Raw genomic sequence first — 22286 nt, forward strand, 5'->3', positions numbered from 1 at the left:
CTTCCTTTCGTGACCACGCTCCTGCGGATCATCCTGGTGGCGCTCACACTCGCGCTCCCAGGCGCCGTGGCCCCAGCCGCCACAGCCGACGTGTCAGCCTTAGCCCCCGTCTCGACCTCCGCTTCTGTGTCGGCAGCCTGCGCGACCGACCCCGCGACGCCCAAGCGGCAGCTCCGCGCCATGTGGATCTCCAGCGTCGCCAACATCGACTGGCCGAGCAGGACCGGGCTGAGCGTCGCCGCCCAGCAGGCGGAGTTCCGCTCCTGGCTGGACCTGGCCGTGCAGAGGCGGATGAACGCCGTCGTCGTCCAGGTCAGGCCCACGGCCGACGCGTTCTGGCCGTCGCCGTACGAGCCGTGGTCGCAGTGGCTGACCGGGACGCAGGGCGCCGACCCCGGCTACGACCCGCTCGCCTTCATGGTCGCCGAGGCGCACGCCCGCAACCTCGAACTGCACGCGTGGTTCAACCCGTACCGGATCGCCAACCACGACGACCCCACCAAGCTGGTGGCGAGCCACCCGGCGCGCCAGCACCCCGACTGGCGCTTCGCCTACGGCGGCAAGCTCTACTACAACCCGGGCATCCCCGAGGTCCGCGCCTTCATCGAGGACGCGATCATGGACGCGGTCACCCGCTACGACCTCGACGGCGTGCACCTCGACGACTACTTCTACCCGTATCCGGTGAGCGGCGTGAGCATCCCGGACTCCGCCGCCTACTCCCGCTACGGCGGCGGCTTCGCCACCGTGGACGACTGGCGGCGCGACAACGTCAACCAGCTCGTCCGCGAGATGGACCAGCGCATCCACGGCGCCAAGCCGTGGGTCGCGTTCGGCATCAGCCCGTTCGGCATCTGGCGCAACGCCGCCACCGACCCGCTCGGCTCGCGCACCTCCGGCCTGCAGGCCTACGACGCCATCTACGCCGACAGCAGGCTCTGGGTGAAGCAGGGCTGGGTGGACTACCTGGCGCCGCAGATCTACTGGCACATCGGCTACAGCGCCGCCGACTACGAGGTGCTCACCGCCTGGTGGGCGGAGGTCGTGCGCGGCACGGGCGTGCAGCTCGCCGTCGGCCAGGCCGCCTACCGGGCGGGCGCGTCAGGCCAGGACGCGGCCTGGCAGGACCCCGCCGAGCTGAGCGACCACCTCATGGCCAACAGGAAGTACCCCGAAGTGGTCGGGGACATCTTCTTCAGCGCCAAGGACGTCAAGGCCGACCGCATCGGCAGTTTCTCCGCCCTCGCCTCCGCCCACTACACGAAACCCGCGCTGCTGCCCGCCCGTGACACGGCCACCGCGCCGGCCGCGCCCTCGATCACCTCGGCCACCAAGGGCTCCGGCGGCGTGGCGCTGGCCTGGCAGGGCAACGGCGCGACGTCGTACGCGGTCTACCGGGTCGACGGCTCCCCGCCGTCCGCCGACCCCTGCTTCTTCGCCGACGCCCGCAACCTGGTCGGGACGACCAGGAAGGCGACCTTCACCGACAGCACGGCGGGCAGCGGCGCCTACACCTACTACGTGACCGCGCTCACCCGCACCCACCAGGAGGGCGCGCCGAGCCCCGGCGCGACCGTCGCCGGCACCGGGGCCTTCAGCGTCGTCGTCGACAACGCCGATCCCGCCTTCACGGCCGGCTCGTCCTGGGGCACCTCGGCCTACTCGGCGCAGCGCCACGGAGCCGACTACCGCTTCGCCTCCCCGGTCTCCGCCAGCGACCCGGCCTGGTTCCGGGCGTCGATCCCCACCTCGGGCAGCTACCAGGTGGAGGTCTGGTACCCGGCCGACCCCGGCTACAACAGCGCAACGCCGTACATCGTGGTGGCCGGCGGCGGCAACCGGACGGTCACCGTCGACCAGCGCACCGGCGGCGGCCAGTGGCGCTCCCTCGGCACGTTCACCCTCGCCGCCGGCACCTACAACGTCGTCGGGGTGAGCCGCTGGACCTCCACGACCGGCTACGTCATCGCCGACGCGGTCCGGATCACCCAGCTCTGACGCTCATCGGAGCCGGGTCCCCTGTCAGAGGCCGCACAGCTCCGACAGGGACTTGGCCTGGCTGTTCCTCGTCGGGGTCTGCGTCGGCTTGGCGGCGTGGACCCGCGACGGCGAGGTGGAGGGGGACGTCGAGGGCGAGCCGGGGGAGGCCGTGACGTCGGCCGCTTCGGCGCGGCGGGTGGCCTTGCCCGAGTCGGCGATCGCCTTGGCCGTCGCCCGCCGGATCTTCAGCCAGTCGGGGCGGCCGGAGTAGAACTCCGGCGGGACGAACTGCAAGCTGCTGATCCTGCCGTTCTTGACCTTGACCGCGAGCTCCACCAGCGGCTCCACCAGCGGCTTGGGGATGTTCGTCTGCGCCAGGCGCTTGGCCGCGCCGGCGATCTTGGTGAAGTTCAGCAGGATCTTGTCGGGGGTGGCCTGCTGGGCGAAGGCGCCGATGACGCAGCGCTGGCGGGCCATCCGGGAGAAGTCATCGCTCTCCACGCGGGAGCGGCCGTACCACAGGGCCTCCTCGCCCGAGAGCCGCTTGTAGCCCGCCTTGATCGTGCCCGCGGTGCCGAAGTGGCCGCCCCACTTGACGTCACGCTCGACGCGGATCTTCAGGCCGCCGATCGCGTCCACGAGGTCGGCGAAGCCGTACATGTTCATCATCGCGTAGTAGTCGATCTTGAGGTTGAGCGTGTAGCCGATGGCGTCCATCAGCGCCCGAGGCCCCTTGTTGTGGCCGCCCATGACCTGCGGGTTCTCGTTGGCGTACTGCCAGACCTCGTTGAGCAGGCCGCCGTTGGGCAGCTCGGCCATGAAGCCGTTGGGGAACTGCTTGTGCAGCGGCGACGTCGGGGGGAAGCGCACGTGCTGCAGGTTGCGCGGCAGGCTGAACAGGACCGTGTCGCCGGTCTCGGTGTTGACGCTGGCCACGTTCATGCTGTCGGTCCTGACGCCGGTGCGGTCGCCCGCCGCGTCGCCGCCGATCAGCAGGAAGTTCACCCGCTTCTTGCCGCCCCACGGGTCGGGGGAGTCGCTGGCGATGACGGGCACGTCGGGGTCGGGCGCCGAGGGGAAGATGCCGTCGATCGTCTCCTTGACGGTGAGCACGGTGTTGGCGGTCAGCGCGAAGGGCGCCATCGCCGACACGCAGAGCACGCCGACCACGATGCCGGAGATGATCTGCCCCTGCTGGTTGAGCCGTTTCGGGGTGAGCGCCACGTAGGACGTCACCAGCAGCGTGAACCAGGCCAGCGCCCCGATCGAGGCGACGACGATCACCGTCACCTGCGCGCCCTCACCGGCGAACGCGGTGAGGTTGTTCTCGGTGCGGGTCAGGCCGTACGCCAGGGCCGCCAGCAGCAGCACCGCGTACACGCCGACCAGCGCCAGCCCGGTGCGCCGGTGCCCGGCACGCAGGTGCGCCGCGCCGGGCACGATCACCGACAGGGCGGTCCAGCCGACGACGGAGCCCAGCGTCAGCGGCTTGGCGAAACGGGGCGCCGAGCCGCGGGGCCGCCCTCCCTTGGCGGGCCGGGCCTCCTTGGTGCGGGCGCTCTTCGGCCGCGGGTTCTTCGGCCGGGTGTCCTGGGCGCGGACGTCCACCGTGGGCGTGTTCTGGGCGCGGACGTCCACCGTGGGCGTGTTCTGGGCGGCGGCGTTCTCAGGGGGGACCGTGTCCGAGGCGGGACGAGACCGGCGAGGGGCGCGTGGTTTTCTGCCTCCGGGCATGGCGTCTTCCCCATCGCGCTTGCTCACACCGGCTCCTTCACACGCCTACCAGGCAAAACCCATGGCTTTGCCCCCCGTTGGGCATAAGATTGCCTGGATTCTAGTCCCCATATAAGGACATCACAGACAAGTGCCCAACCTGAGATGAACGCCACGTGCACACCTCAGGACGTCGTCGAGGACGGCGCCATCCACGTGTTGCACTGAAATGCCTGATTACGCTCCCAGCCCTGCCGGAACCAGCGGTTGTTGTTCACCGGTGTCCCGTGGTCGCGCGGCCAGCCTGGATAGTCGCCCACCTGCCCGTAGAACGAGAACAGCTGCCTGCGCTCGGCCGCGCTCACCGGGTAGGACGCCGCCACCGACCGCATCCACATGCCGCCGAAACAGGTCGCCTGGAGTTCCAGCCTTCTACTCAGCGCGAGCTTGCCACTCCTGCTCGACGAGCTGGACGTCTGGTCCCACCACGAGTTCATCAGGCCCGAGATGTTCTGCACGTGGTGCCCGTACTCGTGGGCCATCATGCTGATGATCCCGCCGTTCCACTGGATGATCTGCCCGTAGCCGCGGGCGTTGCCGTTGCCCCTGGCCATCGCCGAGGTGGAGGCGTAGATCGTGTTGTTGCGCGGGCAGTAGTACGGGACCATGTTGCCCGGCGCCGGGTAGTCGCCGCAGGCGCCCCTGCCGCGCGTGGCCGCGATCGCGTAGCTCGGCGGCCTGAACGGGATGCCCTGCCTCTGCATGATCGGCCCCCACGCCCGGTCCATGCACCTGCCGGTCTTCAGGATCAGCGCCTTGAGCTGGCTGTGGCTGAAGACGTTCGCGTTGCCCGCCGGGCAGCTGATCCTCGGCAGTGTGCCCGCGCGGTAGAGCGTGTTGTTCTTCAGGCTGGTGTTGAGCGTGACCGTCGTCCTGGGTTCGGTCGAGTGCGTCGGAGTGGGCTCGCTCGACGGAGGGCTCGTGGGCTCGTCCGAGGAGTCGTCCGTGGGGCTCGTCGTCTCCTCGGGGAACGGCGTGCGGTACCTGTCCGGCGAGTACGACGGGATCGCCACCGGCGTGTGCCTGGACGAGCCCTTGAACACCGCCGCGCCGATGACGATCAGCACGAACAGGGCCGCCACGGAGGCGAACACGGCCCCGACGACGCCGACCACCCCCATCCCCGACTTCTTCCTCGGCTGCGGCCACTGCCCGTAGGGGCCCTGTGGCGGCATCGGGGGCGCCGGCGGCATCGGCGGGGGAGGGGACGGCGCGGGCTGCTGTGGCGGCCACTGCGCGCCCGGCGGCGGGGGCGGAGGCTGCTGGGGGTAGGGGTGGCCGTGCTGGGGGGCGTACGGCGGCTGTGCGGGCCCTGGAGGGTACGGCTGCCCGTATCCGGGCTGCGGCTGCCCGTACCCGCCTCCGCCCTGCGGCTGGGGCTGGCCGTACCCCGGCGGCGGCCACGGACGGGACGGGGGCCGTTGGGGCGGGCGGGGCTCCTGAGGCGGCGGTGGATAGTGCCCGTTGCCTGTCACCCTGTCTCCCCCTTGACCCGGTGGTCCGTCATGAGTGACGTGGAGCGTCACAGTTCGGACCTTTGCCGAATTTGGGGCAGAAGCATACTGATTTATCACCCGTCACGGATGTGGCCGTGCACGGTTACAGTCCGAAATCATTCGAGGTGATCTCCGCTATGTCGCGGACCGCGCGGCAGATGGTGTCCTAGCTTCTTTGCCATGAATCTCCAGCAGCTCCGCTATGTGGTCGCGACTGCGGAGCACCGCACCATGACCGACGCGGCCAGGTCGCTCTACATCGCACAACCTGCGCTTTCACGTGCGATCCGGGATCTTGAGCGAGAGCTCGGCATGACGCTCTTCGCGCGCTCGGGTCGTGGCGTGGTGGTCACCGCGCAAGGCCGCCGGGTGGTGAAACTGGCGAGGGAGGCTCTGGACGCGGTCCACGAGATCGAGGGCCTCGCCAACCACGCCGGCATCACGGAGGCCGAACTGCGCATCGCCTCCACGCCCAGCCTCGAAGCCGGCCTCGCCGGCCGCCTGCTCCCCGCCTACGCGGCCGAGCATCCGGGGGTGCGCGTGCACATCGTCCGCTGCGACGGCCGCGAGGCCGTGGTCAGCGCCATCAGGGACCAGCGGGCCGACCTCGGCCTCACGGACCTGCCCGTGCCCACCGACCTGATCACCCACCCGCTCGAACGGCAGGAGATCGTGCTGATCTCCCCGCCCGGCCTCGAGCTGCCCAACCCCGTGCCCATGGGCAGGCTTGACGGCATGCGCCTCGCGCTCCCCGCCCGCGGCAGCGTCCGCCGCAGGGAGTTCGACGCGATGTTCGGCAAGTACGCCGTCAACCCGGTCGTGGTGCTCGAAACCGACGAGCGCAACGGCTGGCTGAACGCGGTGCGCGCGGGCCAGGCCTCGCTGCTGTGGTACCGCGGCATGGCCGAGCAGGCCGCCAGGGCGGGCCTGGTGGTCCGATCGCTGGAACCTGCCGTCCGCCGCGTCATCGCCGTCGTGCACGCCCGCCGCCGCCTGCCGCTGATCGCCCAGGACTTCCTGGCCACAGCGGAGAAGGGCGCGGCGGCCTGACCTCGCTAGACGGGCGCTGACACGACGCCCCGGCCGCCGCCGCGCCCGGCCGGAACGGGGTCCGCGACAGCCCAGCCCGTCCAAGCAACCGGAGACCCTTTCGTCCCCAAGGGTCTTCGTCCCGCAAGTGCAGTACCGGCCCCCTTTCGTCCCCAAGGGGTGCCAACCGCCGGCGCTGTATCAAGCCCCTGTCTTCCCCAAGGGGTTTGGCCGGATCGCTACCGCGCCACAGGCAGCCGCACCACGGCCCGCAGGCCGGGGGAGGCGTCCTCCAGGTGCACGCTCCCCCCGTGCGCACGCACGGTCTCCCGCACGATCGCCAGCCCGAGCCCCGCGCCGCCCTCGTCCCGGCTGCGCCCGGAGTCGAGCCGGGTGAACCGGTTGAACACCCGTTCCCGATCCTGCTCGGGAATGCCCGGACCGTCGTCGGTCACCGTCAGCTGCCCGTCGGCCGTCAGCGCCACCTCCACCTTGGACGTGGTGTGCCTGACCGCGTTGTCGACCAGGTTCGTCAGCACCCGGCTCAGGTCCAGCGCGTCGCCGCGCACCACCACCGGATCGCAGGCTGTCAGGCGCACCTCGCCGTAGCGGTCCACCGTCTGCCGCACCACCTCGTCCAGGTCGACGGGCTCGCTGCGCGCGGGCACGCCGCCGCGCTCGTCCAGCCTGGCCAGTGCCAGCAGGTCCTCGGCCAGCCTGGACAGCCGCATGGTGTCCTCCAGGACGCCCTCCGCGGTCTCGCGCCAGTCCTGCCCCTCGGGATGGCCGAGCGCGACCTCCAGCTGCAGCCGGATGCTGGCGAGCGGGCTTCGCAGCTCGTGCGCGGCGTCGGACACCAGCGCCCGCTGCCGCTGCTCGGCGCCCTCCAGCCGCGACAGCATGTCGTTGAGCGTGGTGGCCAGCGAGTACACCTCGTCGCGCGACTCGGGCACCGGCAGCCTGCGCGACCTGGCCGTGTGCGTGATCTCGGCCGCACCCCTGCGCAGCGCGCCGATCGGGCGCAGCGTCCTGCCGATGATCAGCCAGCTCGCCACGGCCAGCAGCACGATCAGCGCGGGCGTGCCGACGAACAGCACCCTGCCCGCCATGGTGAGGCTGGTCTGGATCTCACCGGCCGGACGGGCGGCGAGGACGGTCTGGCCGCGGTCCGCGCTCAGCACGACCACGCGCAGCGGGCCGGGGATCGCGTGCGGCCGGCCGTCCACGAACGTGGCCCCGCCGTCGCGCAGCACCTCGGCCCTGGCCTGCGCGCCGAGCAGCGGGACCAGCCTGTCGGCGCCGTAGGTGACGTGGGTGATGCGGCCGCCTGCGTCCATGACCTGCACGATCGTGCCGTCGTGGGTGATGATCGGGCTGGGCAGGGTGCCCGCGTCGGCCTGCACCCTGATGGTCTGGGCCTGCGCCAGCGTGGAGGAGTCGACCTGGTCGATCAGCGTCCGGTCGAGCACGCTCAGCAGGACGGACGCCGACACCGCCAGGGCGAGCGCCAGCACCCCGGAGGCCACCACGGTCAGCCGGAAGCGCAGCCCCTGCCGCCGCCACCAGACCAGCGGCGAGTCAGCCACCGTCGCCCGCCAGCCGGTAGCCCGCGCCGCGCACGGTCTGCAGCGCGTTCCTGCCGAACGGGGAGTCGACCTTGCGCCGCAGGTAGCCCACGTACACCTCCACCACGTTCGGGTCGGTGTCGTAGGTGTCCCAGACGTGCTCAAGGATCTCGCTCTTCGACACCACCTCGTCGCGCCTGCGCATCAGGTACTCCAGCAGCGCGAACTCGCGCGGCGTCAGCTCGACCGAGGTCTCGCCGCGCTGCACCTTGCGCCGCGCCGGGTCGAGCGACAGGTCGCCCGCCACCAGGATGGCCGGCCGCCGCCCGGCGTCGCGCCGCAGCAGCGCCCGCAACCTGGCGACCAGCACCACGTACGAGAAGGGCTTGGTCAGGTAGTCGTCGGCGCCGAGGTCCAGCCCGTCGGCCATGTCGTACTCGCCGTCCTTGGCCGAGAGCATGAGGATCGGCACCCAGTTCTCCTCGGCGCGCAGCTGCTTGCATACGTTGTAGCCCGACAGCCGCGGCAGCATGATGTCGAGCACCACGACGTCGTAGTCGCCGTGCCTGGCCTGGTGCAGACCATCCTCGCCGTCGTGGGCGAGGTCGACGGCGAAGCCCTCGGCCTGCAGCCCCCGCTGCAACGCGGCCGCCATCCGCCGCTCATCCTCGACGACAAGAACCCTCATGTCGTTAATCCTCCTGGCTCCGGGCTGAGACGACGCTGAGAAGGCTGAGAGCCGTCTCAGGCTCGCCTAAGGATGCATGAGCGGAGGACCACCTGTGTACAAGGACGAGCCTGTTCCCCGCCGGCGACCTTCGCGCGCCCGTCAACGGAGGCTCCGATGCCCGACATCCCCGAGGAAGCCGTGCAAGCCGCAGTCGAGTCGGCTCGGGCGGATCGCATCGCTTTTTTCGCGGGCCGCCCAAAAATGGGCTGTGACGCGTCACGCTGATCGGTACCGTTGGGTCCAGTTCCACGGCCCTGAAGGACGCGGGTCGAAGAGCGTCGGTTATCTCTTTGAACCAGATCATGCCGGTGCCCATTCACACATCCGCGCCCTTTCTCGGCTCGTTGAGCTGGTCAGGTCTGGTGCTGGCGCGGGTCGAAGCTCCGTCGGTTACCCACTCCTAATGGGGCGGTCGCGGGTTCGAGTCCCGCCACAGGCTTCGGTCTGTGTAGCTCAGATGGCAGAGCGCCAAACGGCCGGTGGGCGTCCCCACATCCGTGCCGGTTCCAGACCTGATCGTTCGTCAGCCCTGCCGGTGGTACGGGTCGAATCTGGCCGGTTATCTGGCATTGCAGGTTCGAGTCCTGTCGGGTCGTTCGCGGCCTGAGTCCGGCCGGTGCCCCATATCCGTGCCGCCGGCAGGGCTGACGAGCAGGGGAGCGGGTCGAAGCTGGTCGGTTATCGGGAACTGAAGGTCCACTATGCCGTGAAGCTTCGCTGGTACAGAATGATCACATGACTGAGGTCAAGCAGGCTGACCGGATGCCGCCTACCGTGTGGGGCGCCAGGTTCATCATGATCCTGCAGTTGGCCTTGAGCCTCTTCCCCGCCGCCATCATGATTGGGGGCGCTGTGTCAGCCCCCGATCCGGAGCTGTTCGCGCTGCTGCTCTTACCCCTCGCGATTGTGGCATTTCTTGGCTGGTTGGTATTTCGCTGGTCGACCCGCCGAAAGTGGGTGCGTTGGAGTGCCATCGCCTTCGAGACCATTGCGCTCGCCGGCCACGTCATCACGTCTGCCGTTGACGGCGAATTCGGCTGGATGACGGTGATCGGTCTCAGCACCCTGTTGCCGCTGGTGATTGTCGTCGGACTGCTCACCCCCACGGCAGGGCGCTGGTTCGACCGCTGACAGCAGGCGTTCCGCGCCTGCTCGCAGACCTCCGGGCGGCATGCAGGAATACTCTTTCTGACCGCGCCTTCGCTTGGGCTTCCGCCCGCCTGGTGCTCCTCTAAGATCACGTCATGCTCGACATTTCCGCCTTATTCGTTGCCGCCTTCCTGGTGGTCTTTGTCGCTATGTGGATCCTCTTCATCGTGAAGCTGGTCCAGTCCTTCCGGCAGCGCCGCGTCTTGAAGTACACGGACGCCGTGAGTGCCACCGAACTCGTCGGACGCGTCCGCCAGTTGAAGGTGCGCGGGTACGAAGAGCAGGCGATCCTGATGGTCCATGACGAACTCGCGATGCCGCTCAAGGTGGCTCGTTCCTGGGTGAAGTCCATCTAGTGGCCAGTCACCGATCGTTGGACGGGTAATTGATCTCGGGCGGTGAACCACGACGGTCCCCACCGAGTGGGGCATCGAAGGGATGTCGACCTGGAGCCTGCGCACCCTGGCCGAGCACCTCATCGCGCGGGGTGTCGTGGCGGCGATCAGCCGTGAGCAGCTGCGGCGAATCCTGCGCAAGGACGGGGTGAGCTGGCAGACCACCACGACGTGGAAGGCCTCCACCGACCCGCACTTCATCGCCAAGATGCAGCGCGTGCTGGAGTTATACGATCACCGGCCCGCCGACGGGCGGGTGATCTGCGTCGATGAGTTCGGCCCGTTGAACCTGATGCCACGCAAGGGCAGGCGCTGGCTTCAGCCAGGAGCCGTAGGTGGGCAGGAACACCAGCTCGACGTCGTTGTCGGCGGCCCAGGAGCGGACCTGGGGGTGTTTGTGCGGCGAGTACTTGTCCGTGATCACATACAGCTTCTCGCCGGGCCAGCGGGCGCAGAGCGTCTTGAGGAAGGACAGGTACTCCCGCCAGCGCTTGCGGATGCGGTAGTAGAGCTCGCCGGTGGCCAGGTCGAGTGCGGCGATCATGTGCATCACGCCGTGGTAGCGGTGGTAGGTGGCGCGCAAGCGCGCCGGCGAGCGGGCCGGCCTGGATCGAGTCCGAGTTCACCGCCTTGCGCTACTACGCCCTCAACGGCACCGACCACCGCAGCCACGACGAGCAGAACGCGGCGATCGGTGCCTACGTGCGCTGGCGCAACGCCCGAGCCCAGCCCAAGACGTACTTCGCCGCCAGCTCACCCATCAGAAGCTGGACCAGTTACCCGGCCAAGGTTACGTGAGGGGCGTGGAAATACTGAGTGCGCTGCTCCAGCAACCAACGCTCGACATCCTCATCCGTGGCATCGACATACGGCTCTTCGGTCAGACGCTCTAGGAGTTCGTCGCGCTCCGGGTGATCACTTGCCGCCACCATCGACCGCACCGCGACCACACCGCCAGCCAGAACAGCCCACAGATCCAGACCCATCTCCGTGTCGAAGTTAGCGATCTTCGCGCTCCACTGCAGCCAGGCATCATCCACGCAGCGATGCTCGGCCAGCAACAACATGCCAAGTCTCAGCCCGTCGGACACACCCCAGAACTCTTCAGCCTCCCGAATATCCTGCTGCAACAGGAACTTCAGCAAAGCCCGATCAGCGGCCCGTGGATCGAACAGAATCGCAGCCAACACCGCCGCACGACGTTCGGCGTTGGCGTCCCGGGTGTCGTCATCCTCGGTGGGGGCGAAGCCCAGACCGGACCAAGACTCCGGGTCAGCCCGCAGGACCTCCAGCAACTGCCGACTCTCCGCAACAGGCTCATTCATCGCGCGTCATCCTAGGCCCCGGAAGCCAACTGGCAGGTTGCCAGCCCCTCTCTGAGATCTAAGAGTCTGTCCAGCTCACGCTTATGGCTGCGCCTCCCCAGAAGGGCTAAACCCCGGGAGCGGGCCGACGGGCCACCGCCCGAGATCGATTACCCGACCAACGTTCGGTGACGAGCCACTGGAGTGCGATCCAGGCTGAGACGAGGGAGACTCGAACGGACGTTCGATTCACTGGGTATGCTCGCCTTCATGCGCATGCCGTTCGTTCGCGGAGCGCAGGGCGAGCTCACGGGCGACCACGCGGCTACCAGCGGAAATGCGCCGTGTCTGAGAGCCGTCTCAGGCAGTCTCAGGCTTGCCTAAGGATGCATCACGCAGGCTCTGGTCATCGACATACCGTTAAGGAGTGAGATGCGCAGAGGCACGTTCGTGAGGTGGGGAGTCCCGATCGCGGTGGCGGCCGTGATCGGAGGTGCGATCGGGGCCGGTCCCGTGATCGCCGCCGTCAGCGGCGACCCGGTGCTGCCCGAGCGTACGGCCGAGCAGCTGCTCGCCGACGCGGTGGCGTCCGTCAAGAAGAGTGAAGGCCCGCCCCAGATGTCGGGCACCGTGCAGCAGACCGCGTCGCTCGGCCTGCCGGCAATTCCGCAGGCGGCCGGCGCCTCGCCGCTCAGCCTGCTGTCCGGCTCGCACGAGGTGAAGGTCTGGTACGGCGCCAACGACAAGCTGCGGGTGGCCATGCCGACCCAGCTCAGCGAGACCGACCTGATCGTCAACGGCGACCAGGTCTGGTACTGGGACAGCAGCAGCAACACCGCGACCAAGCTGAAGGTCAAGGCCGGCGCGGAGCAGCAGCCCAAGATGCCCACGCCGGGTCCCACCGACCTGACCCCGCAGCAGGTGGCGGAGAAGCTGCTCGAAGGCGCCGGCGACGACACGGCCATCAGCGTGACCAACACCGCCCAGGTGGCCGGCCGGGCCGCCTACCAGCTCGTGCTCCGTCCGAAGGACGAGGCCTCGCTGGTGCAGGAGATCCGGATCGCGCTCGACGGCGAGACCTACGTCCCGCTGCAGGTCCAGGTGTACGCCAAGGGCTCGGCGGAACCGGCCTTCCAGGTCGGCTTCACCCAGGTGACGTTCACGCCGCCCGCGGCCGAGAACTTCGCCTTCACCCCGCCCGCTGGGGCGAAGGTGGAGGAGAGGACCATCGGCGGCGAGATGGTCAGGGCCGAGGAGCACGCCGACGAGGCCAGGAAGGCCGCCGCCGACATGAAGGTCGTCGGCGAGGGCTGGACCAGCGTGGCCGTGTTCAAGGCGTCGCTGGCCGACCTGACGGCCAAGCCGTCCCAGCCCGAGCAGAAGGCCGAGAACGGCCCGCAGTTCGGCGAAGGCGGCGACCCGAGCGCGATGATCGACACCGTCCTGAAGTCCGCCACTCCGGTGAGCGGCACGTGGGGCTCCGGCAAGCTGATCCAGACCAAGCTCGTCACCGCCCTGCTGACCGACGACGGCCGCCTGCTGGTCGGCGCGGTCACCCCGGAGGAGATCACCAAGGCGGCGGGCATCAAGTGACCGTTGTCACGCACGAAGCGGGGGCGCCCTTCCGGGCGGCCCCGCCCTCCGCTGACCCCGCGAACGGTTCCGCGATCGTCACCTGCGGCCTGACCAAGCGCTTCCGCGGCGGCCAGGTCGCCGTCGACGCGCTGGACCTGGCCGTGCCGCGCGGCTCGGTGTTCGGCTTTCTCGGGCCCAACGGCTCGGGCAAGACCACCACGATCCGCATGCTGCTCGGACTGGCCGCCCCCACGGCGGGGGAGCACTCGCTGCTCGGCCTGCCCCTGATGGACGCGCTGCCCCGGGTGGGGGCCCTGGTCGAGGGGCCGGCCTTCTACCCGTACCTGTCGGGCGAGGCGAACCTGCTGCGCATGGACGCCGCCGACCCCACCGCGCGGGGCGGCACCGCCAGGAAGCGGGCGGGGGAGGCGCTGGAGCGGGTGGGGCTCGCCGCCGCCGCCGGCAAGCGCTTCCGTAACTACTCGCTCGGCATGCGCCAGCGGCTCGCGATCGCCGCCGCCCTGCTCGGCCCGCGCGAGCTGCTCATCCTGGACGAGCCCACCAACGGGCTCGATCCGCAGGGCACCCGCGAGGTGCGCGCACTGGTCAAGGAGATCGCCGCGGGCGGCACCACCGTCTTCGTCTCCTCGCACCTGCTGGCCGAGGTGGAGCAGATGTGCACGCACGCCGCGATCATGCGCACCGGCAAGCTCGTCGCGCAGGGCACGATCGCCTCGCTCAACGGCGGCAAGGCCACCCGCATCAGGATCGAGACGCCCGACGTGGCCGCCGCCGCCCGGGTGCTCACCGCGCTCGGCCTGGCCGATGTCCAGGGCGGTGTCCAGGGCGGTGTCCAGGGCGGCGTCCAGGGCGGTGTCCAGGGCAGGGCGGAGGTGACCGCCGAGCTGGGCGGCCACGCCCCCGAGCGGGTCAACGCCGCGCTGGTGGAGGAAGGCGTCGCCGTGCGCGGCCTGGCCGTGGTGCGTCCGAGCCTGGAGGACGTGTTCGTGGGACTGACAGGAGAGGGATTCGATGTCGACGGCTGAGACGCGGGCCCGCCGGAGCCCGGAGTCCGTGGCGGCGTCCGAGAGCGCCGAACCCGCCCAGACCGTGGAGACGACGGAGACCGCCGGGACGGCGAAGACCGAGATGGCCGCCGGAGCCGGTGAGATCACCGGACCCGAGCGGCGCTCGTCGGCGGAGCCCGCGCCCGGCCCGCTCACGCGCAGCCCGATGGCGTTCTGGCGGCTGCTCGGCTCCGAGCTGGGGCTGACCTTCCGGCGCCCGCGCAACCAGGTGATGCTGGCCGTGGTGGCGAGCGTCCCGATCGTGGTCGGCGTCGCGCTGCGCATCGTCGCCGGTGACGGCGACGGCGTGGGCGGCTTCATCGGGGCCGTCGCCGGCAACAGCCTCATGTTGACGTTCGCCTCGTTCTCCTTCCTGGTCGTGCTGCTGCTGCCGATCGCGGTGAGCGTGGTCGCCGGCGACTCGATCGCCGGTGAGGCGGGCACAGGGACCCTTCGCTACCTGCTCGCCGCGCCCGCGGGCCGCACCAGGCTGCTCGCGGTCAAGTACCTCAACGCGGTCGTGTTCTCCTTCGCGGTCACCGCGGTCGTGGCGCTGTCCGGGCTGATCACCGGGCTGGTCCTGTTCCCGGCCGGGCCGGTCGCGCTGCTGTCGGGCGGCACCATCTCGATGGGCGAGGGCCTGCTGCGCATCCTCATCGCCGCCGGGTACGTGGGCGCGGGCATGGCGGCGCTGGCGGCCATCGGGCTGGCCCTGTCGACGCTGACCGAGGTGTCCATCGGAGCCATCGCGGCCACCATGGTGCTCGTCATCGTCGCCCAGGTGCTGCGCGCCATCCCCGAGCTCGACGGGCTGGCCCCGTACCTGCTGCCCACCTGGTTCACGAGGTTCGACGCGGTGCTGCGCAGCCCCATCTCCTTCGCCGACCTCGGCCAGGGCCTGCTGGTGTTCGGCGCCTACATCGGGTTGTTCTGCTCCATCGCCTGGGCGCGCTTCTCCGGCAAGGACATCACGTCCTGACCGGTGAGGAAGGCGGCGACCAGCCCCGGCAGGTACACCGCGGCGGCGACCGCGGCCAGGGCCGTCGCGCCCAGCGTGGCGAGCACCACGCCGCCGAGCGCGCCACCGGCGGACATGCCGAGGTAGAGCGCCGTGCTGTCGAGGCTGAGCAGCAGCGTGCCGGCTTCCGGCGCGGCGGCCATCAGGCGCAGCTGCTGCGCGGGCACGATGCCGGCGCCGAACAGGCCCACGACGAAGATCACCACGGCGGCCAGGACGGGCGCTCTGCCGCCAGTGCACGTGGCCGAGCGCCCAGCGGGAGACCCCGAGCACGCACAGTTGCCATGGCTCTTGCGCGCGGCGAGATCATTGCCCCCGGTCGTGGGGTGGATGGCTTTTCCCGCGTATGGGCCTGTGCCGCGCCGGGACGCTGTGAGCCTGTGCATCGAGCTGTCCTGAGCCACGCGCGCACCGCAGGTGCTTCACACGGGCGGGCCCGCCTTGACGCGCCGCACCAGTCGTTCCATCGATCCCCGGTAGCTGTGGAGGTGCTCCAGCCACCACGTGGCGCCCGCGTCAGCGTAGGCCCGGACCGGCGAGCCTGGCTCGCTCACCCCGATGACCGCCACGTCGAGGTCGCCCGCGGTTGCCCGGTGCCGGCGGAGCTCGCTGACCTGGGCGGCCAGGGAGTCGGGTGAAAGCGTCATGCGGCCCTCCCGGTCGTCGCCGGTGACGATCCAGCCGTCCCAGCGGGCGGCACGCCGAAGGGCACCCGGAGCCGTGCCGCCGACCCACACAGGCACCCGGGGCCGCTGGAGGGGCAGCGGCGCGAGCCGCACCCCGTCGACGGTGTAATGAGCGTCCCGGTGGTGCACCTCCTCGCCGGACCAGAGCGAGACCATCACGTCGAGTGCCTCGTCGAGCACGACCCCGCCGGGACGCGTTGAGCCGAAGGCGGTGAACTCCTGCCTCACGCCGCCCAGCCCGGCGCCCAGGATCGCGCGGCCGCCGCTCAGCCTGTCGAGCGTCGCCACCGTCTGGGCCAGCCTTTCCGGGCGGTGCCGGGCCACGGCCGTCACCGCCGTGCCCAGCCTGATGTGCGAGGTCGCCTGCGCCGCCGCGGCCAGCGTCACCCACGGGTCGGCCGATGGCATGCCCCAGGTGAAGGCCAAGTGGTCCCACACCAGCACGGCGTCCCACCCGGCGGCCTCGGCCTCCCGGGCGAGGGTGACCAGGTGTGCCGGCTCCGCGAGGTCACCGAGGATCGCGACGTCGATGCCGTAACGCATGCCCCCACCCAAGCACCCGGCACCGACAGTTAGATCGCTGCGGTACCGACGGTCCGGTGAAGAGGGTGGTCATCGCCGACGACCCGGACCACGATGAGGATGACGACGGCACCTCCGGCCGCCGCCCACCGGGCCCGCGGCCCCACACAGAGCGCTCGCTCGCACTCCTGGACCGGCCTCACGCCTCCAGTTCGCGCCCCCAAGGCACCTATCGATCAACCGCTCAGCAGGCCTTCACACCAAGGCATCTCTTCCGTACTTAATGTCCCTTCCGGATGAAAGTTGCCAGAAGGGGGCCACATTGACCTGTTGCACGGCAACTTCCTTCGGACGGCGTCGAGTGAAGTTGTCCAGGTCTTCTTGTCGGTGAGCCGGCGTGCGGTGCCCGAGGCTGCTCAGTTACCTGAGATGCGAGGTGTACGGCTCAGTCCGGAGTCATGAGCTACCGCTATTGGCTGCGGTTGGTGGCCCGGTCGACGCCCTTGTGTACCCGCACCGTGCGGTTGATGAGCTCGCGCAGCGCGCTCTCGTCGACGTCGTTGAGCCGTTTCAGGTAGAGGCATCCCCTTCCGGTCCCGTGCGGACCGAGCCGGGCGAGCACTGATGCGTGCCGCTCCTCGAACCCACCCACCAGGTAGACCACGAGATGCTGCTTGCGTGGCGAGAAGCCCGCCAAAGGCCAGTCACCCGTGCGCCCACTCGCGTAGGTGTAGCGGTAGCTGCCGAAGCCGACGATGCTGGGGCCCCACATCACCGCAGGCTCACCGGTCACCTCGCACAGAATCGCGCAGAGGCGCTCCGCGTCGGCCCGTCGGCGTTCGTCAGAGACTGCGGCCAGGAAATCGTCCACGCTGGCGTCAGTCGGGACCGTCACCGGCTGTTTTGAGGTCGCCATGACGTCATGCTCCCACGCCGGTGCGACAAATGGCTGACTGGGCCGCCGCCCGCCACGCCTACCGGGGCGACGTGCACGCCGAGCTGGCCGGGCTGGCGGTGCTGACCGGCACCAACGCCGACGTCGACCGGCTCAACGCCGCCGCCCGCGCGATGCGGTGCGCCGCCGGCGAGCTGACCAGCCCTGAAGTGCGCTACCGGCTGCGCGGCGGCCGCGCCCTGGCCCTGGCCGTGGGTGACCACGTCCGCATCCGTCGCAACGACTACCGGGCCCGCCGCCGCGAACTCGACGCCGAGCTGCCCGCCCTGCGCGAGCGCCAGGCCCAGCTGCGCGAGCGCCTGGCCCCGGTCCGCGAGAGCGGGCGGGCGTTGGAGGAGGCCGCCCGCCAAGCCGCCGAGCAGCCCCCGCCCGAGGCCGTCTGGCCGCTGATCCGCCGCCGTCACGCCGACCTGGAACGGGACTTCGACGCCGCCCAACGCGGTGTCCGCGGCCGCGACGTCACCACCGCCCAACAGCGCGCCCACACCGCCCGCCAAGGCCAGGCCTGCGCCCAGCACGAGCTCACCGCCGTCCAACAGGAGCTGGTACGCCGCGCCGACCTGCCACCCGACCGACGCGAGGTCGAGCAGACCGCCCGCGCCGAACACGCCGAGCGAGGCGAGCGCGAGCGCCAGGCCGCCGCCGAGCGCGGTCCCGAGCGGCCCGCGCCCGGCCGTGCCAGCCGCCGCGACCGCACCCAGGCATACCGGCCACCACCAGGCCCTCACAGAAAACAGGCTCTCAGCTCAGACCGGCCAGGGACCTGGCTGAGGACTCATGATCGCCTGACTTCGGCCCTCGCCGTACGGGCTGGGGCGAGTGTGTCCCCCTGCGGGGTCAGGCGGAGCGGCGGCGCAGGCCGAGGACGCCGATCACGACGCCGATGACGCCCACCACCAGGCCCGCGCCGCCGAGCAGGCGGGCGGTGCCGTCGGAGGAGGACGACGCGGCGGCGACGGGCTTGGCCGCCACCTGACTCACCATCGGGCTGGCCGTCGCAGACGCCGACGCGTCGTGGTGGCCGCCCTCACCGGTGGCCGGGGCGAGCTTCAGGACGGGAGCCGGGTGCTCCGGCTCCGAGCCGTCGGCCTTGGCGGGGTCGGCCCAGTCGACCACCTCGCCGCCCGAGTAGGTCTGCTTGGTCGGGAACGTCAGCGCGTCGGTGTCGCTGGGCAGCTTGCCCATCGAGACCTCGAACTCCTGGAACTCGCCCGGGTTGATCTTCCCGCCCGACCAGACGACCTTGGTGACGGCCTCGGTGAGGTCGCCGTACTCCGTCTTGACCGGCTTGGGCAACTTGCCCTCGGTGACCTTGACGGTCCAGCCGGGCACCGGCTTGACCGACACGAACGCCAGCGGATGGTCGACGGGGAAGGCGACCTCGACCTTGGTGGTCGCGGCGTCGTCACGCTCGTTCGGCACCCGGAAGGCGACCTTGGTGAAGCCGCCCTGCTCGGCCGAGCCAGGGGTGATCGTGACGTGGGCCAGCGCCGGGACGGCGAGGCAGACGGTGACGGCGGTGGTGGCCGCGAGCACGGTCGCGGCACGGCGAACGAAGGACATGGTGAATCTCCACTTGGATGACTGGGGATGAAAGGTGTCAGCTGTTCAGGCGGGAAGTGGAGGACCACGCCTGGCGACGGAGTGCCGGAAGAGCGGATCGACCGGAACGTCCCTGACCAGGACGACCGGAGTGACGGGCGGCACCGCGGGAACGAGGGCGGGGCGCAGCGGCGTCAGACGGACGCCGAGGCGGCGCAGCAGCGCCCAGAGCGCCGCCTCGCCGCGCGACAGCCACAGCCCGGTGATCAGAGTGGCGGTCAGGTGCGCGAGCAGCATCCCGCCCTGGACGCCGAGGCCCTGGCCGTGGGCGTGCGCCGTGACGTACGCGCCGACGTAGGTGGCGCCGTCGGTGGCGAACAGCTCGTGCAGCCCAAGTTGCGCGACGGCGAGCACAGTGTTGACGGTCGCCGTCGAGCGCTCCCTGCCGCACAGTGCCAGGCCCAGCAGCGACGCCGCCCCCAACCCCAGCCCGGCGGCCCACGGCCCCGGGGCGGCGCCGCCGCCCAGCAGGTGCGCGAGCGCGGCGAGGGTCACGCACACGGCGGCGAAGGCGGCCGTGCGCGTGAGCCTGAGAGGAAGTCGGGCGCGCATGGGTGTGCCACATGGTCTCATGGGGCAGGCTCCGGCGAGACCTCGAGTATCAAGCTGGGCAATACCTGGTCGATATATGACATTTGTCGCTATGGTCGTGCCGACCGCGATCGATATTGAGGTGAGAGCGTTGCGGCACTTTGCTGGACTACTCGTCGGGCTTGTAGTGACAGCGGCACTGGTGGGAGCCGGGGGCTGGGCGGTGCAGCAGGCCGTGTCGAGCGCCGAGGGCAACCTCGCGGGCGGCCAGACGATGTGGATCGCGCTCGGCTCCATGGCCGCGATCGGCCTGGTCGTCGGCCTGGTCGTGGCGGGGCAGATCTCACCGCTCGCCACGTTCGTGCCGGCGATGGTGCTACTGGCCTGGACGGTCGTCTACGCGCTCGACGTGACCCGCGCGATCTCCCTCATCCCGGCCGAGCCGTCGGTGAACCAGCTCCTCAGGGACGCCGGAGCGGGCGCCAAGACGCTGCTGACCACCGGCGTGTACGCGCTGCTCGGGGTCGTCCTGTTCATCCCGGTGCTCATGCCGTCGCGCTGGGCACGACGGCATGACGACGAGGACGAGGGCTACGAGCAGACGCCGGAGGGCAGCTACTTCTGATCGTCCTCGAGGGCGGCGTGCGCAGGCACGCGTCCGACTCCTCCCGGCGGACGGCGTCCGGCTAGGGACTGCCGGTGTAGAGGCGCGTGACCACGTCCTCGATGGTGGACTGCTCGGGAGCGGTGGCCATCAGGTCGTCGAGGGTGCCGTCGAAGGCCAGCCGGCCGTGGTCGATCAGCATGACCCGGCGGCAGAGCCGCTCGATGTCGCCGAGGTCGTGCGTGGTCAGCAGCACGGTCGTGCCCTGCTCGGCGTTGAGCCGCTGCAGGAACGTCCTGATGCCGGCCTTGCTGACGACGTCCAGGCCGATCGTGGGCTCGTCCAGGACCAGCACCTCGGGTGCGTGCAGCAGCGCGGCGGCCAGGTCGCCGCGCATCCGCTGGCCCAGGCTGAGCTGGCGCACCGGCGTCTTCAGGAAGGACGCCAGGTCCAGCGTCTCGACCAGCTCGTCCAGCCGGGACCGGAACAGCGCGTGATCTACTTTGTAAAGGAGCCGGATCAGCTCGAAGCTGTCCCGCAGCGGCAGGTCCCACCAGAGCGTCGTGCGCTGCCCGAACACCACGCCGATGCGCCGCGCCAGCGTGGTGCGCTTGCGCGACGGGTCGAGCCCGGCCACCCGCACCCTGCCTGAAGTGGGGGTGAGGATGCCGCAGAGCATCTTGATGGTGGTGGACTTGCCGGCGCCGTTCGGGCCGAGGTAGCCGACGAACTCTCCCGGCGCCACGGTGAACGACAGGTCATGGACGGCGTGCACGACGGTTCTCTTCACCTTGAACGAGCGTCCGGCCCGGTCAAGCTCGATCATCCCTAACTCCCCGTGGATCGGTAGTGCCGGATGCCCTGGCGCCAGACCGCGCCGGCCAGCAGGGCGAGGGCCAGAGCCGCGACGGGCCCGAGGAACCGCATGAACGCGGGCGTGCCGAGCGGATCCTCGCGGCCCAGCACGTACAGGCCGGGCTGCCAGTTGATGAAGGCGAGCGGCAGCGCGTACGTCACGCCGCGCACCAGGTCGCGGCCGTAGATGCTGAGCGGGTACTGCGTGAGCTGTCCGCCGCCGTAGGTGAAGGCGTTGCTCACCTCGGGCGCGTCGGTCAGACCGAACTGCATCGCCCCGGCCATGGTCCACAGCGAGGCGAAGATGACGAACCCCGTCACGACCATGACCGGGACCATCCACAGCCGCCGCCAGTCCAGGTCGAGCACCGCGAGCGAGTAGGTCAGGACGGCCGCCGCCTGGAGGCTGCGGCCGACCCGGGTCGGGACGAAGCGGTCGGTCGCCATCTGAACCCACAGGCTGACCGGGCGGATCAGCATCGTGTCGAGCGTGCCCGCCTTGATGTGCTGGCTGATCCGGTCGAGGTTGCCGAGGAGCAGGTCGCAGGTGCAGAACGCCAGGTTCGCCGTCCCGTACAGGAAGAGGACCTCGTCGCGGGAGAAGCCCGCCAGTTCGGTGGTGTTGGCGAAGACGATGAGGATGACGGCGACGTCCGTGCCCGCCATGACCAGGCCCAGGACGGTCATCAGGGTGAAGGACGCGCGGTAGGCGGTGGCGGCGCGGGTCCACGTCCAGGCGAGCAGGAGGTACGTCCTAACCACCCTGGATCACCACCTTGTGGCGGATCGCCCGGGTGCCGAGCGTGCCGAGCGCGAACAGGGTCGCGGCCCAGAACGCCTGCAGGGCCAGCGAGTCGAGGACCTGGGCCTTGCCGAGGTAGACGTCGGACGGGGCCTGGACCATCGCGGCCCACGGCAGCGCTCTGGCGAGTTCGCCGAGCCGGCCGGGGAACAGGGCGAGCGGCAGCATCATCCCGCTGAACAGGGTGGTGAGCACCATGGAGAAGACGGCCACGCCCCGCTCGTCGATCAGCCAGCAGACCGACAGCGCCACGAGGTAGCGCCAGCCGAAGCTGGTCACGACCGCGAGCAGAAAGCTGGCGAGGAAGGCGAGCCACTGGCGCGCGTCGCCGGGGGTGACGATGCCGAACACCGCCGCGCCCACCAGCGTCGGCGGGATGCCGCGGACCAGGAACAGGTAGGCCGCCCGGCCCAGGTCCTCGGCGAGCGACCAGAGCTGCAGCGGGGCGGGACGGACGAGGTCGAGGGCGATGTCGCCGCTGCGGATGCGTTCGGGGATGCTCAGACCGCCGCCGAAGAGCTGCATCGGGCCGATGAAGGCCTGGGTGATGAAGCAGAAGGTGACGGCGTCGGCCATGTCGTAGCCCGCCAGATTGGGCCTGGCCTGCCACAACGCGATGAGGATGTAGGCGCGCAGGATGCCGAAGAC

General features: G+C 70.3%; 24 protein-coding genes. 10 read left to right on the top strand and 14 right to left on the bottom strand.

The window, feature by feature from the left end:
* Nucleotides 1–9: 9 nt before the first annotated feature.
* A complete protein-coding gene (locus ABZ297_RS15575) occupies nt 10–1998 on the top strand; it encodes a family 10 glycosylhydrolase (RefSeq protein WP_355345436.1) in 1989 nt (662 codons plus the stop codon).
* 24 nt (nt 1999–2022) lie between these two features.
* Here ABZ297_RS15575 and ABZ297_RS15580 read toward each other — a convergent pair whose 3' ends face one another.
* Nucleotides 2023–3741, bottom strand: a complete 1719-nt coding sequence (locus ABZ297_RS15580) for an LCP family protein (protein WP_355345439.1) — start codon at nt 3739–3741, stop codon at nt 2023–2025.
* 137 nt (nt 3742–3878) lie between these two features.
* Nucleotides 3879–5228: a neutral zinc metallopeptidase gene (locus ABZ297_RS15585; RefSeq protein WP_355345442.1), complete on the bottom strand. Its 1350-nt coding sequence runs from the start codon at nt 5226–5228 to the stop codon at nt 3879–3881.
* A gap of 201 nt (nt 5229–5429) precedes the next feature.
* Between ABZ297_RS15585 and ABZ297_RS15590 the strand changes: the two genes are divergently transcribed.
* Nucleotides 5430–6299 carry a LysR family transcriptional regulator gene (locus ABZ297_RS15590; RefSeq protein ID WP_355345445.1) on the top strand — a complete coding sequence of 290 codons (870 nt, stop codon included), beginning with the start codon at nt 5430–5432 and terminating at the stop codon, nt 6297–6299.
* A 218-nt stretch (nt 6300–6517) separates the two neighbouring features.
* Here ABZ297_RS15590 and ABZ297_RS15595 read toward each other — a convergent pair whose 3' ends face one another.
* Both ABZ297_RS15595 and ABZ297_RS15600 read right to left on the bottom strand, forming a co-directional pair.
* Nucleotides 6518–7864, bottom strand: coding sequence for an ATP-binding protein (locus ABZ297_RS15595; protein ID WP_355345448.1), 1347 nt, complete (start codon nt 7862–7864; stop codon nt 6518–6520).
* Complete coding sequence (locus ABZ297_RS15600; RefSeq protein WP_355345451.1) at nt 7857–8531, bottom strand: response regulator transcription factor; 675 nt, start codon at nt 8529–8531, stop codon at nt 7857–7859. Before ABZ297_RS15600 ends, ABZ297_RS15595 begins: the two co-directional genes overlap by 8 nt.
* A gap of 777 nt (nt 8532–9308) precedes the next feature.
* Between ABZ297_RS15600 and ABZ297_RS15605 the strand changes: the two genes are divergently transcribed.
* Nucleotides 9309–9704 carry a hypothetical protein gene (locus ABZ297_RS15605; protein ID WP_355345454.1) on the top strand — a complete coding sequence of 132 codons (396 nt, stop codon included), beginning with the start codon at nt 9309–9311 and terminating at the stop codon, nt 9702–9704.
* A 113-nt stretch (nt 9705–9817) separates the two neighbouring features.
* Nucleotides 9818–10078: a hypothetical protein gene (locus ABZ297_RS15610; protein WP_355345456.1), complete on the top strand. Its 261-nt coding sequence runs from the start codon at nt 9818–9820 to the stop codon at nt 10076–10078.
* A 265-nt stretch (nt 10079–10343) separates the two neighbouring features.
* Here ABZ297_RS15610 and ABZ297_RS15615 read toward each other — a convergent pair whose 3' ends face one another.
* The gene (locus tag ABZ297_RS15615) at nt 10344–10700 is read right to left on the bottom strand and encodes a transposase (RefSeq protein ID WP_355345459.1); all 357 of its coding nucleotides are present in this window, start codon (nt 10698–10700) and stop codon (nt 10344–10346) included.
* A 47-nt stretch (nt 10701–10747) separates the two neighbouring features.
* Here ABZ297_RS15615 and ABZ297_RS15620 point away from each other — a divergent pair, with 47 nt between their 5' ends.
* Entirely contained in the window at nt 10748–10915 is a 168-nt protein-coding gene (locus ABZ297_RS15620) for a hypothetical protein (RefSeq protein ID WP_355345462.1), read from the top strand.
* On the opposite strand, the gene ABZ297_RS15625 is transcribed toward ABZ297_RS15620, so the two are convergent.
* On the bottom strand, nt 10894–11442 hold the full coding sequence (locus ABZ297_RS15625) for a hypothetical protein (RefSeq protein WP_355345465.1): 549 nt from the start codon (nt 11440–11442) through the stop codon (nt 10894–10896). The two genes, ABZ297_RS15620 and ABZ297_RS15625, sit on opposite strands and share 22 nt — an antisense overlap.
* A 411-nt stretch (nt 11443–11853) precedes the next feature.
* Between ABZ297_RS15625 and ABZ297_RS15630 the strand changes: the two genes are divergently transcribed.
* Genes ABZ297_RS15630 through ABZ297_RS15640 form a run of 3 tightly spaced genes read left to right on the top strand, consistent with a single transcriptional unit; the run spans nt 11854 to nt 15042 of the window.
* Entirely contained in the window at nt 11854–13014 is a 1161-nt protein-coding gene (locus tag ABZ297_RS15630; RefSeq protein ID WP_355345468.1) for a DUF2092 domain-containing protein, read from the top strand.
* On the top strand, nt 13011–14042 hold the full coding sequence (locus tag ABZ297_RS15635; RefSeq protein ID WP_355345471.1) for an ABC transporter ATP-binding protein: 1032 nt from the start codon (nt 13011–13013) through the stop codon (nt 14040–14042). Before ABZ297_RS15630 ends, ABZ297_RS15635 begins: the two co-directional genes overlap by 4 nt.
* Nucleotides 14029–15042, top strand: coding sequence for an ABC transporter permease (locus ABZ297_RS15640; protein ID WP_355345474.1), 1014 nt, complete (start codon nt 14029–14031; stop codon nt 15040–15042). The genes ABZ297_RS15635 and ABZ297_RS15640 overlap by 14 nt, the downstream gene beginning before the upstream one ends.
* Here the strand turns inward: ABZ297_RS15640 and ABZ297_RS15645 are convergent.
* The 3 genes from ABZ297_RS15645 to ABZ297_RS15655 form a co-directional block, all read right to left on the bottom strand.
* Entirely contained in the window at nt 14979–15287 is a 309-nt protein-coding gene (locus ABZ297_RS15645; protein ID WP_355345477.1) for a hypothetical protein, read from the bottom strand. The genes ABZ297_RS15640 and ABZ297_RS15645 overlap by 64 nt on opposite strands.
* 216 nt (nt 15288–15503) lie before the next feature.
* A complete protein-coding gene (locus ABZ297_RS15650; RefSeq protein ID WP_355345480.1) occupies nt 15504–16310 on the bottom strand; it encodes an LLM class flavin-dependent oxidoreductase in 807 nt (268 codons plus the stop codon).
* 448 nt (nt 16311–16758) lie between these two features.
* Nucleotides 16759–17205 carry a DUF1801 domain-containing protein gene (locus ABZ297_RS15655; protein WP_355345483.1) on the bottom strand — a complete coding sequence of 149 codons (447 nt, stop codon included), beginning with the start codon at nt 17203–17205 and terminating at the stop codon, nt 16759–16761.
* A gap of 29 nt (nt 17206–17234) precedes the next feature.
* Between ABZ297_RS15655 and ABZ297_RS15660 the strand changes: the two genes are divergently transcribed.
* Nucleotides 17235–18131, top strand: a complete 897-nt coding sequence (locus tag ABZ297_RS15660; protein ID WP_355345485.1) for a hypothetical protein — start codon at nt 17235–17237, stop codon at nt 18129–18131.
* Here the strand turns inward: ABZ297_RS15660 and ABZ297_RS15665 are convergent.
* Both ABZ297_RS15665 and ABZ297_RS15670 read right to left on the bottom strand, forming a co-directional pair.
* The gene (locus tag ABZ297_RS15665; protein ID WP_355345492.1) at nt 18082–18807 is read right to left on the bottom strand and encodes a YcnI family protein; all 726 of its coding nucleotides are present in this window, start codon (nt 18805–18807) and stop codon (nt 18082–18084) included. The two genes, ABZ297_RS15660 and ABZ297_RS15665, sit on opposite strands and share 50 nt — an antisense overlap.
* 45 nt (nt 18808–18852) lie before the next feature.
* Nucleotides 18853–19398, bottom strand: a complete 546-nt coding sequence (locus ABZ297_RS15670; protein WP_355345495.1) for an MFS transporter — start codon at nt 19396–19398, stop codon at nt 18853–18855.
* Between the two features lie 76 nt (nt 19399–19474).
* Here ABZ297_RS15670 and ABZ297_RS15675 point away from each other — a divergent pair, with 76 nt between their 5' ends.
* On the top strand, nt 19475–20002 hold the full coding sequence (locus tag ABZ297_RS15675) for a hypothetical protein (protein WP_355345498.1): 528 nt from the start codon (nt 19475–19477) through the stop codon (nt 20000–20002).
* 61 nt (nt 20003–20063) lie between these two features.
* Here the strand turns inward: ABZ297_RS15675 and ABZ297_RS15680 are convergent, their stop codons facing one another.
* The 3 genes from ABZ297_RS15680 to ABZ297_RS15690 are packed head-to-tail and all read right to left on the bottom strand — an operon-like array spanning nt 20064 to nt 22250.
* The gene (locus tag ABZ297_RS15680) at nt 20064–20807 is read right to left on the bottom strand and encodes an ATP-binding cassette domain-containing protein (RefSeq protein WP_355345501.1); all 744 of its coding nucleotides are present in this window, start codon (nt 20805–20807) and stop codon (nt 20064–20066) included.
* 2 nt (nt 20808–20809) lie between these two features.
* A complete protein-coding gene (locus tag ABZ297_RS15685; protein WP_355345504.1) occupies nt 20810–21598 on the bottom strand; it encodes an ABC-2 family transporter protein in 789 nt (262 codons plus the stop codon).
* Nucleotides 21591–22250: an ABC-2 family transporter protein gene (locus ABZ297_RS15690; RefSeq protein WP_355345507.1), complete on the bottom strand. Its 660-nt coding sequence runs from the start codon at nt 22248–22250 to the stop codon at nt 21591–21593. Before ABZ297_RS15690 ends, ABZ297_RS15685 begins: the two co-directional genes overlap by 8 nt.
* Between the last annotated feature and the right edge of the window lie 36 nt (nt 22251–22286).

The organism is Nonomuraea sp. NPDC005983 (assembly GCF_040614375.1).
Lineage (GTDB): Bacteria > Actinomycetota > Actinomycetes > Streptosporangiales > Streptosporangiaceae > Nonomuraea.

What these genes read in the sequence shown, in the direction of transcription:
- ABZ297_RS15590 (WP_355345445.1), top strand. Translation starts at nt 5,430, where the DNA reads ATGAATCTCCAGCAGCTCCGCTATGTGGTCGCGACTGCGGAGCACCGC.
- ABZ297_RS15600 (WP_355345451.1), bottom strand. Translation starts at nt 8,531, where the DNA reads ATGAGGGTTCTTGTCGTCGAGGATGAGCGGCGGATGGCGGCCGCGTTG.
- ABZ297_RS15605 (WP_355345454.1), top strand. Translation starts at nt 9,309, where the DNA reads ATGACTGAGGTCAAGCAGGCTGACCGGATGCCGCCTACCGTGTGGGGC.
- ABZ297_RS15610 (WP_355345456.1), top strand. Translation starts at nt 9,818, where the DNA reads ATGCTCGACATTTCCGCCTTATTCGTTGCCGCCTTCCTGGTGGTCTTT.
- ABZ297_RS15625 (WP_355345465.1), bottom strand. Translation starts at nt 11,442, where the DNA reads ATGAATGAGCCTGTTGCGGAGAGTCGGCAGTTGCTGGAGGTCCTGCGG.
- ABZ297_RS15630 (WP_355345468.1), top strand. Translation starts at nt 11,854, where the DNA reads ATGCGCAGAGGCACGTTCGTGAGGTGGGGAGTCCCGATCGCGGTGGCG.
- ABZ297_RS15640 (WP_355345474.1), top strand. Translation starts at nt 14,029, where the DNA reads ATGTCGACGGCTGAGACGCGGGCCCGCCGGAGCCCGGAGTCCGTGGCG.
- ABZ297_RS15650 (WP_355345480.1), bottom strand. Translation starts at nt 16,310, where the DNA reads ATGCGTTACGGCATCGACGTCGCGATCCTCGGTGACCTCGCGGAGCCG.
- ABZ297_RS15655 (WP_355345483.1), bottom strand. Translation starts at nt 17,205, where the DNA reads ATGGCGACCTCAAAACAGCCGGTGACGGTCCCGACTGACGCCAGCGTG.
- ABZ297_RS15660 (WP_355345485.1), top strand. Translation starts at nt 17,235, where the DNA reads ATGGCTGACTGGGCCGCCGCCCGCCACGCCTACCGGGGCGACGTGCAC.
- ABZ297_RS15665 (WP_355345492.1), bottom strand. Translation starts at nt 18,807, where the DNA reads ATGTCCTTCGTTCGCCGTGCCGCGACCGTGCTCGCGGCCACCACCGCC.
- ABZ297_RS15670 (WP_355345495.1), bottom strand. Translation starts at nt 19,398, where the DNA reads ATGCGCGCCCGACTTCCTCTCAGGCTCACGCGCACGGCCGCCTTCGCC.
- ABZ297_RS15675 (WP_355345498.1), top strand. Translation starts at nt 19,475, where the DNA reads ATGACATTTGTCGCTATGGTCGTGCCGACCGCGATCGATATTGAGGTG.
- ABZ297_RS15680 (WP_355345501.1), bottom strand. Translation starts at nt 20,807, where the DNA reads ATGATCGAGCTTGACCGGGCCGGACGCTCGTTCAAGGTGAAGAGAACC.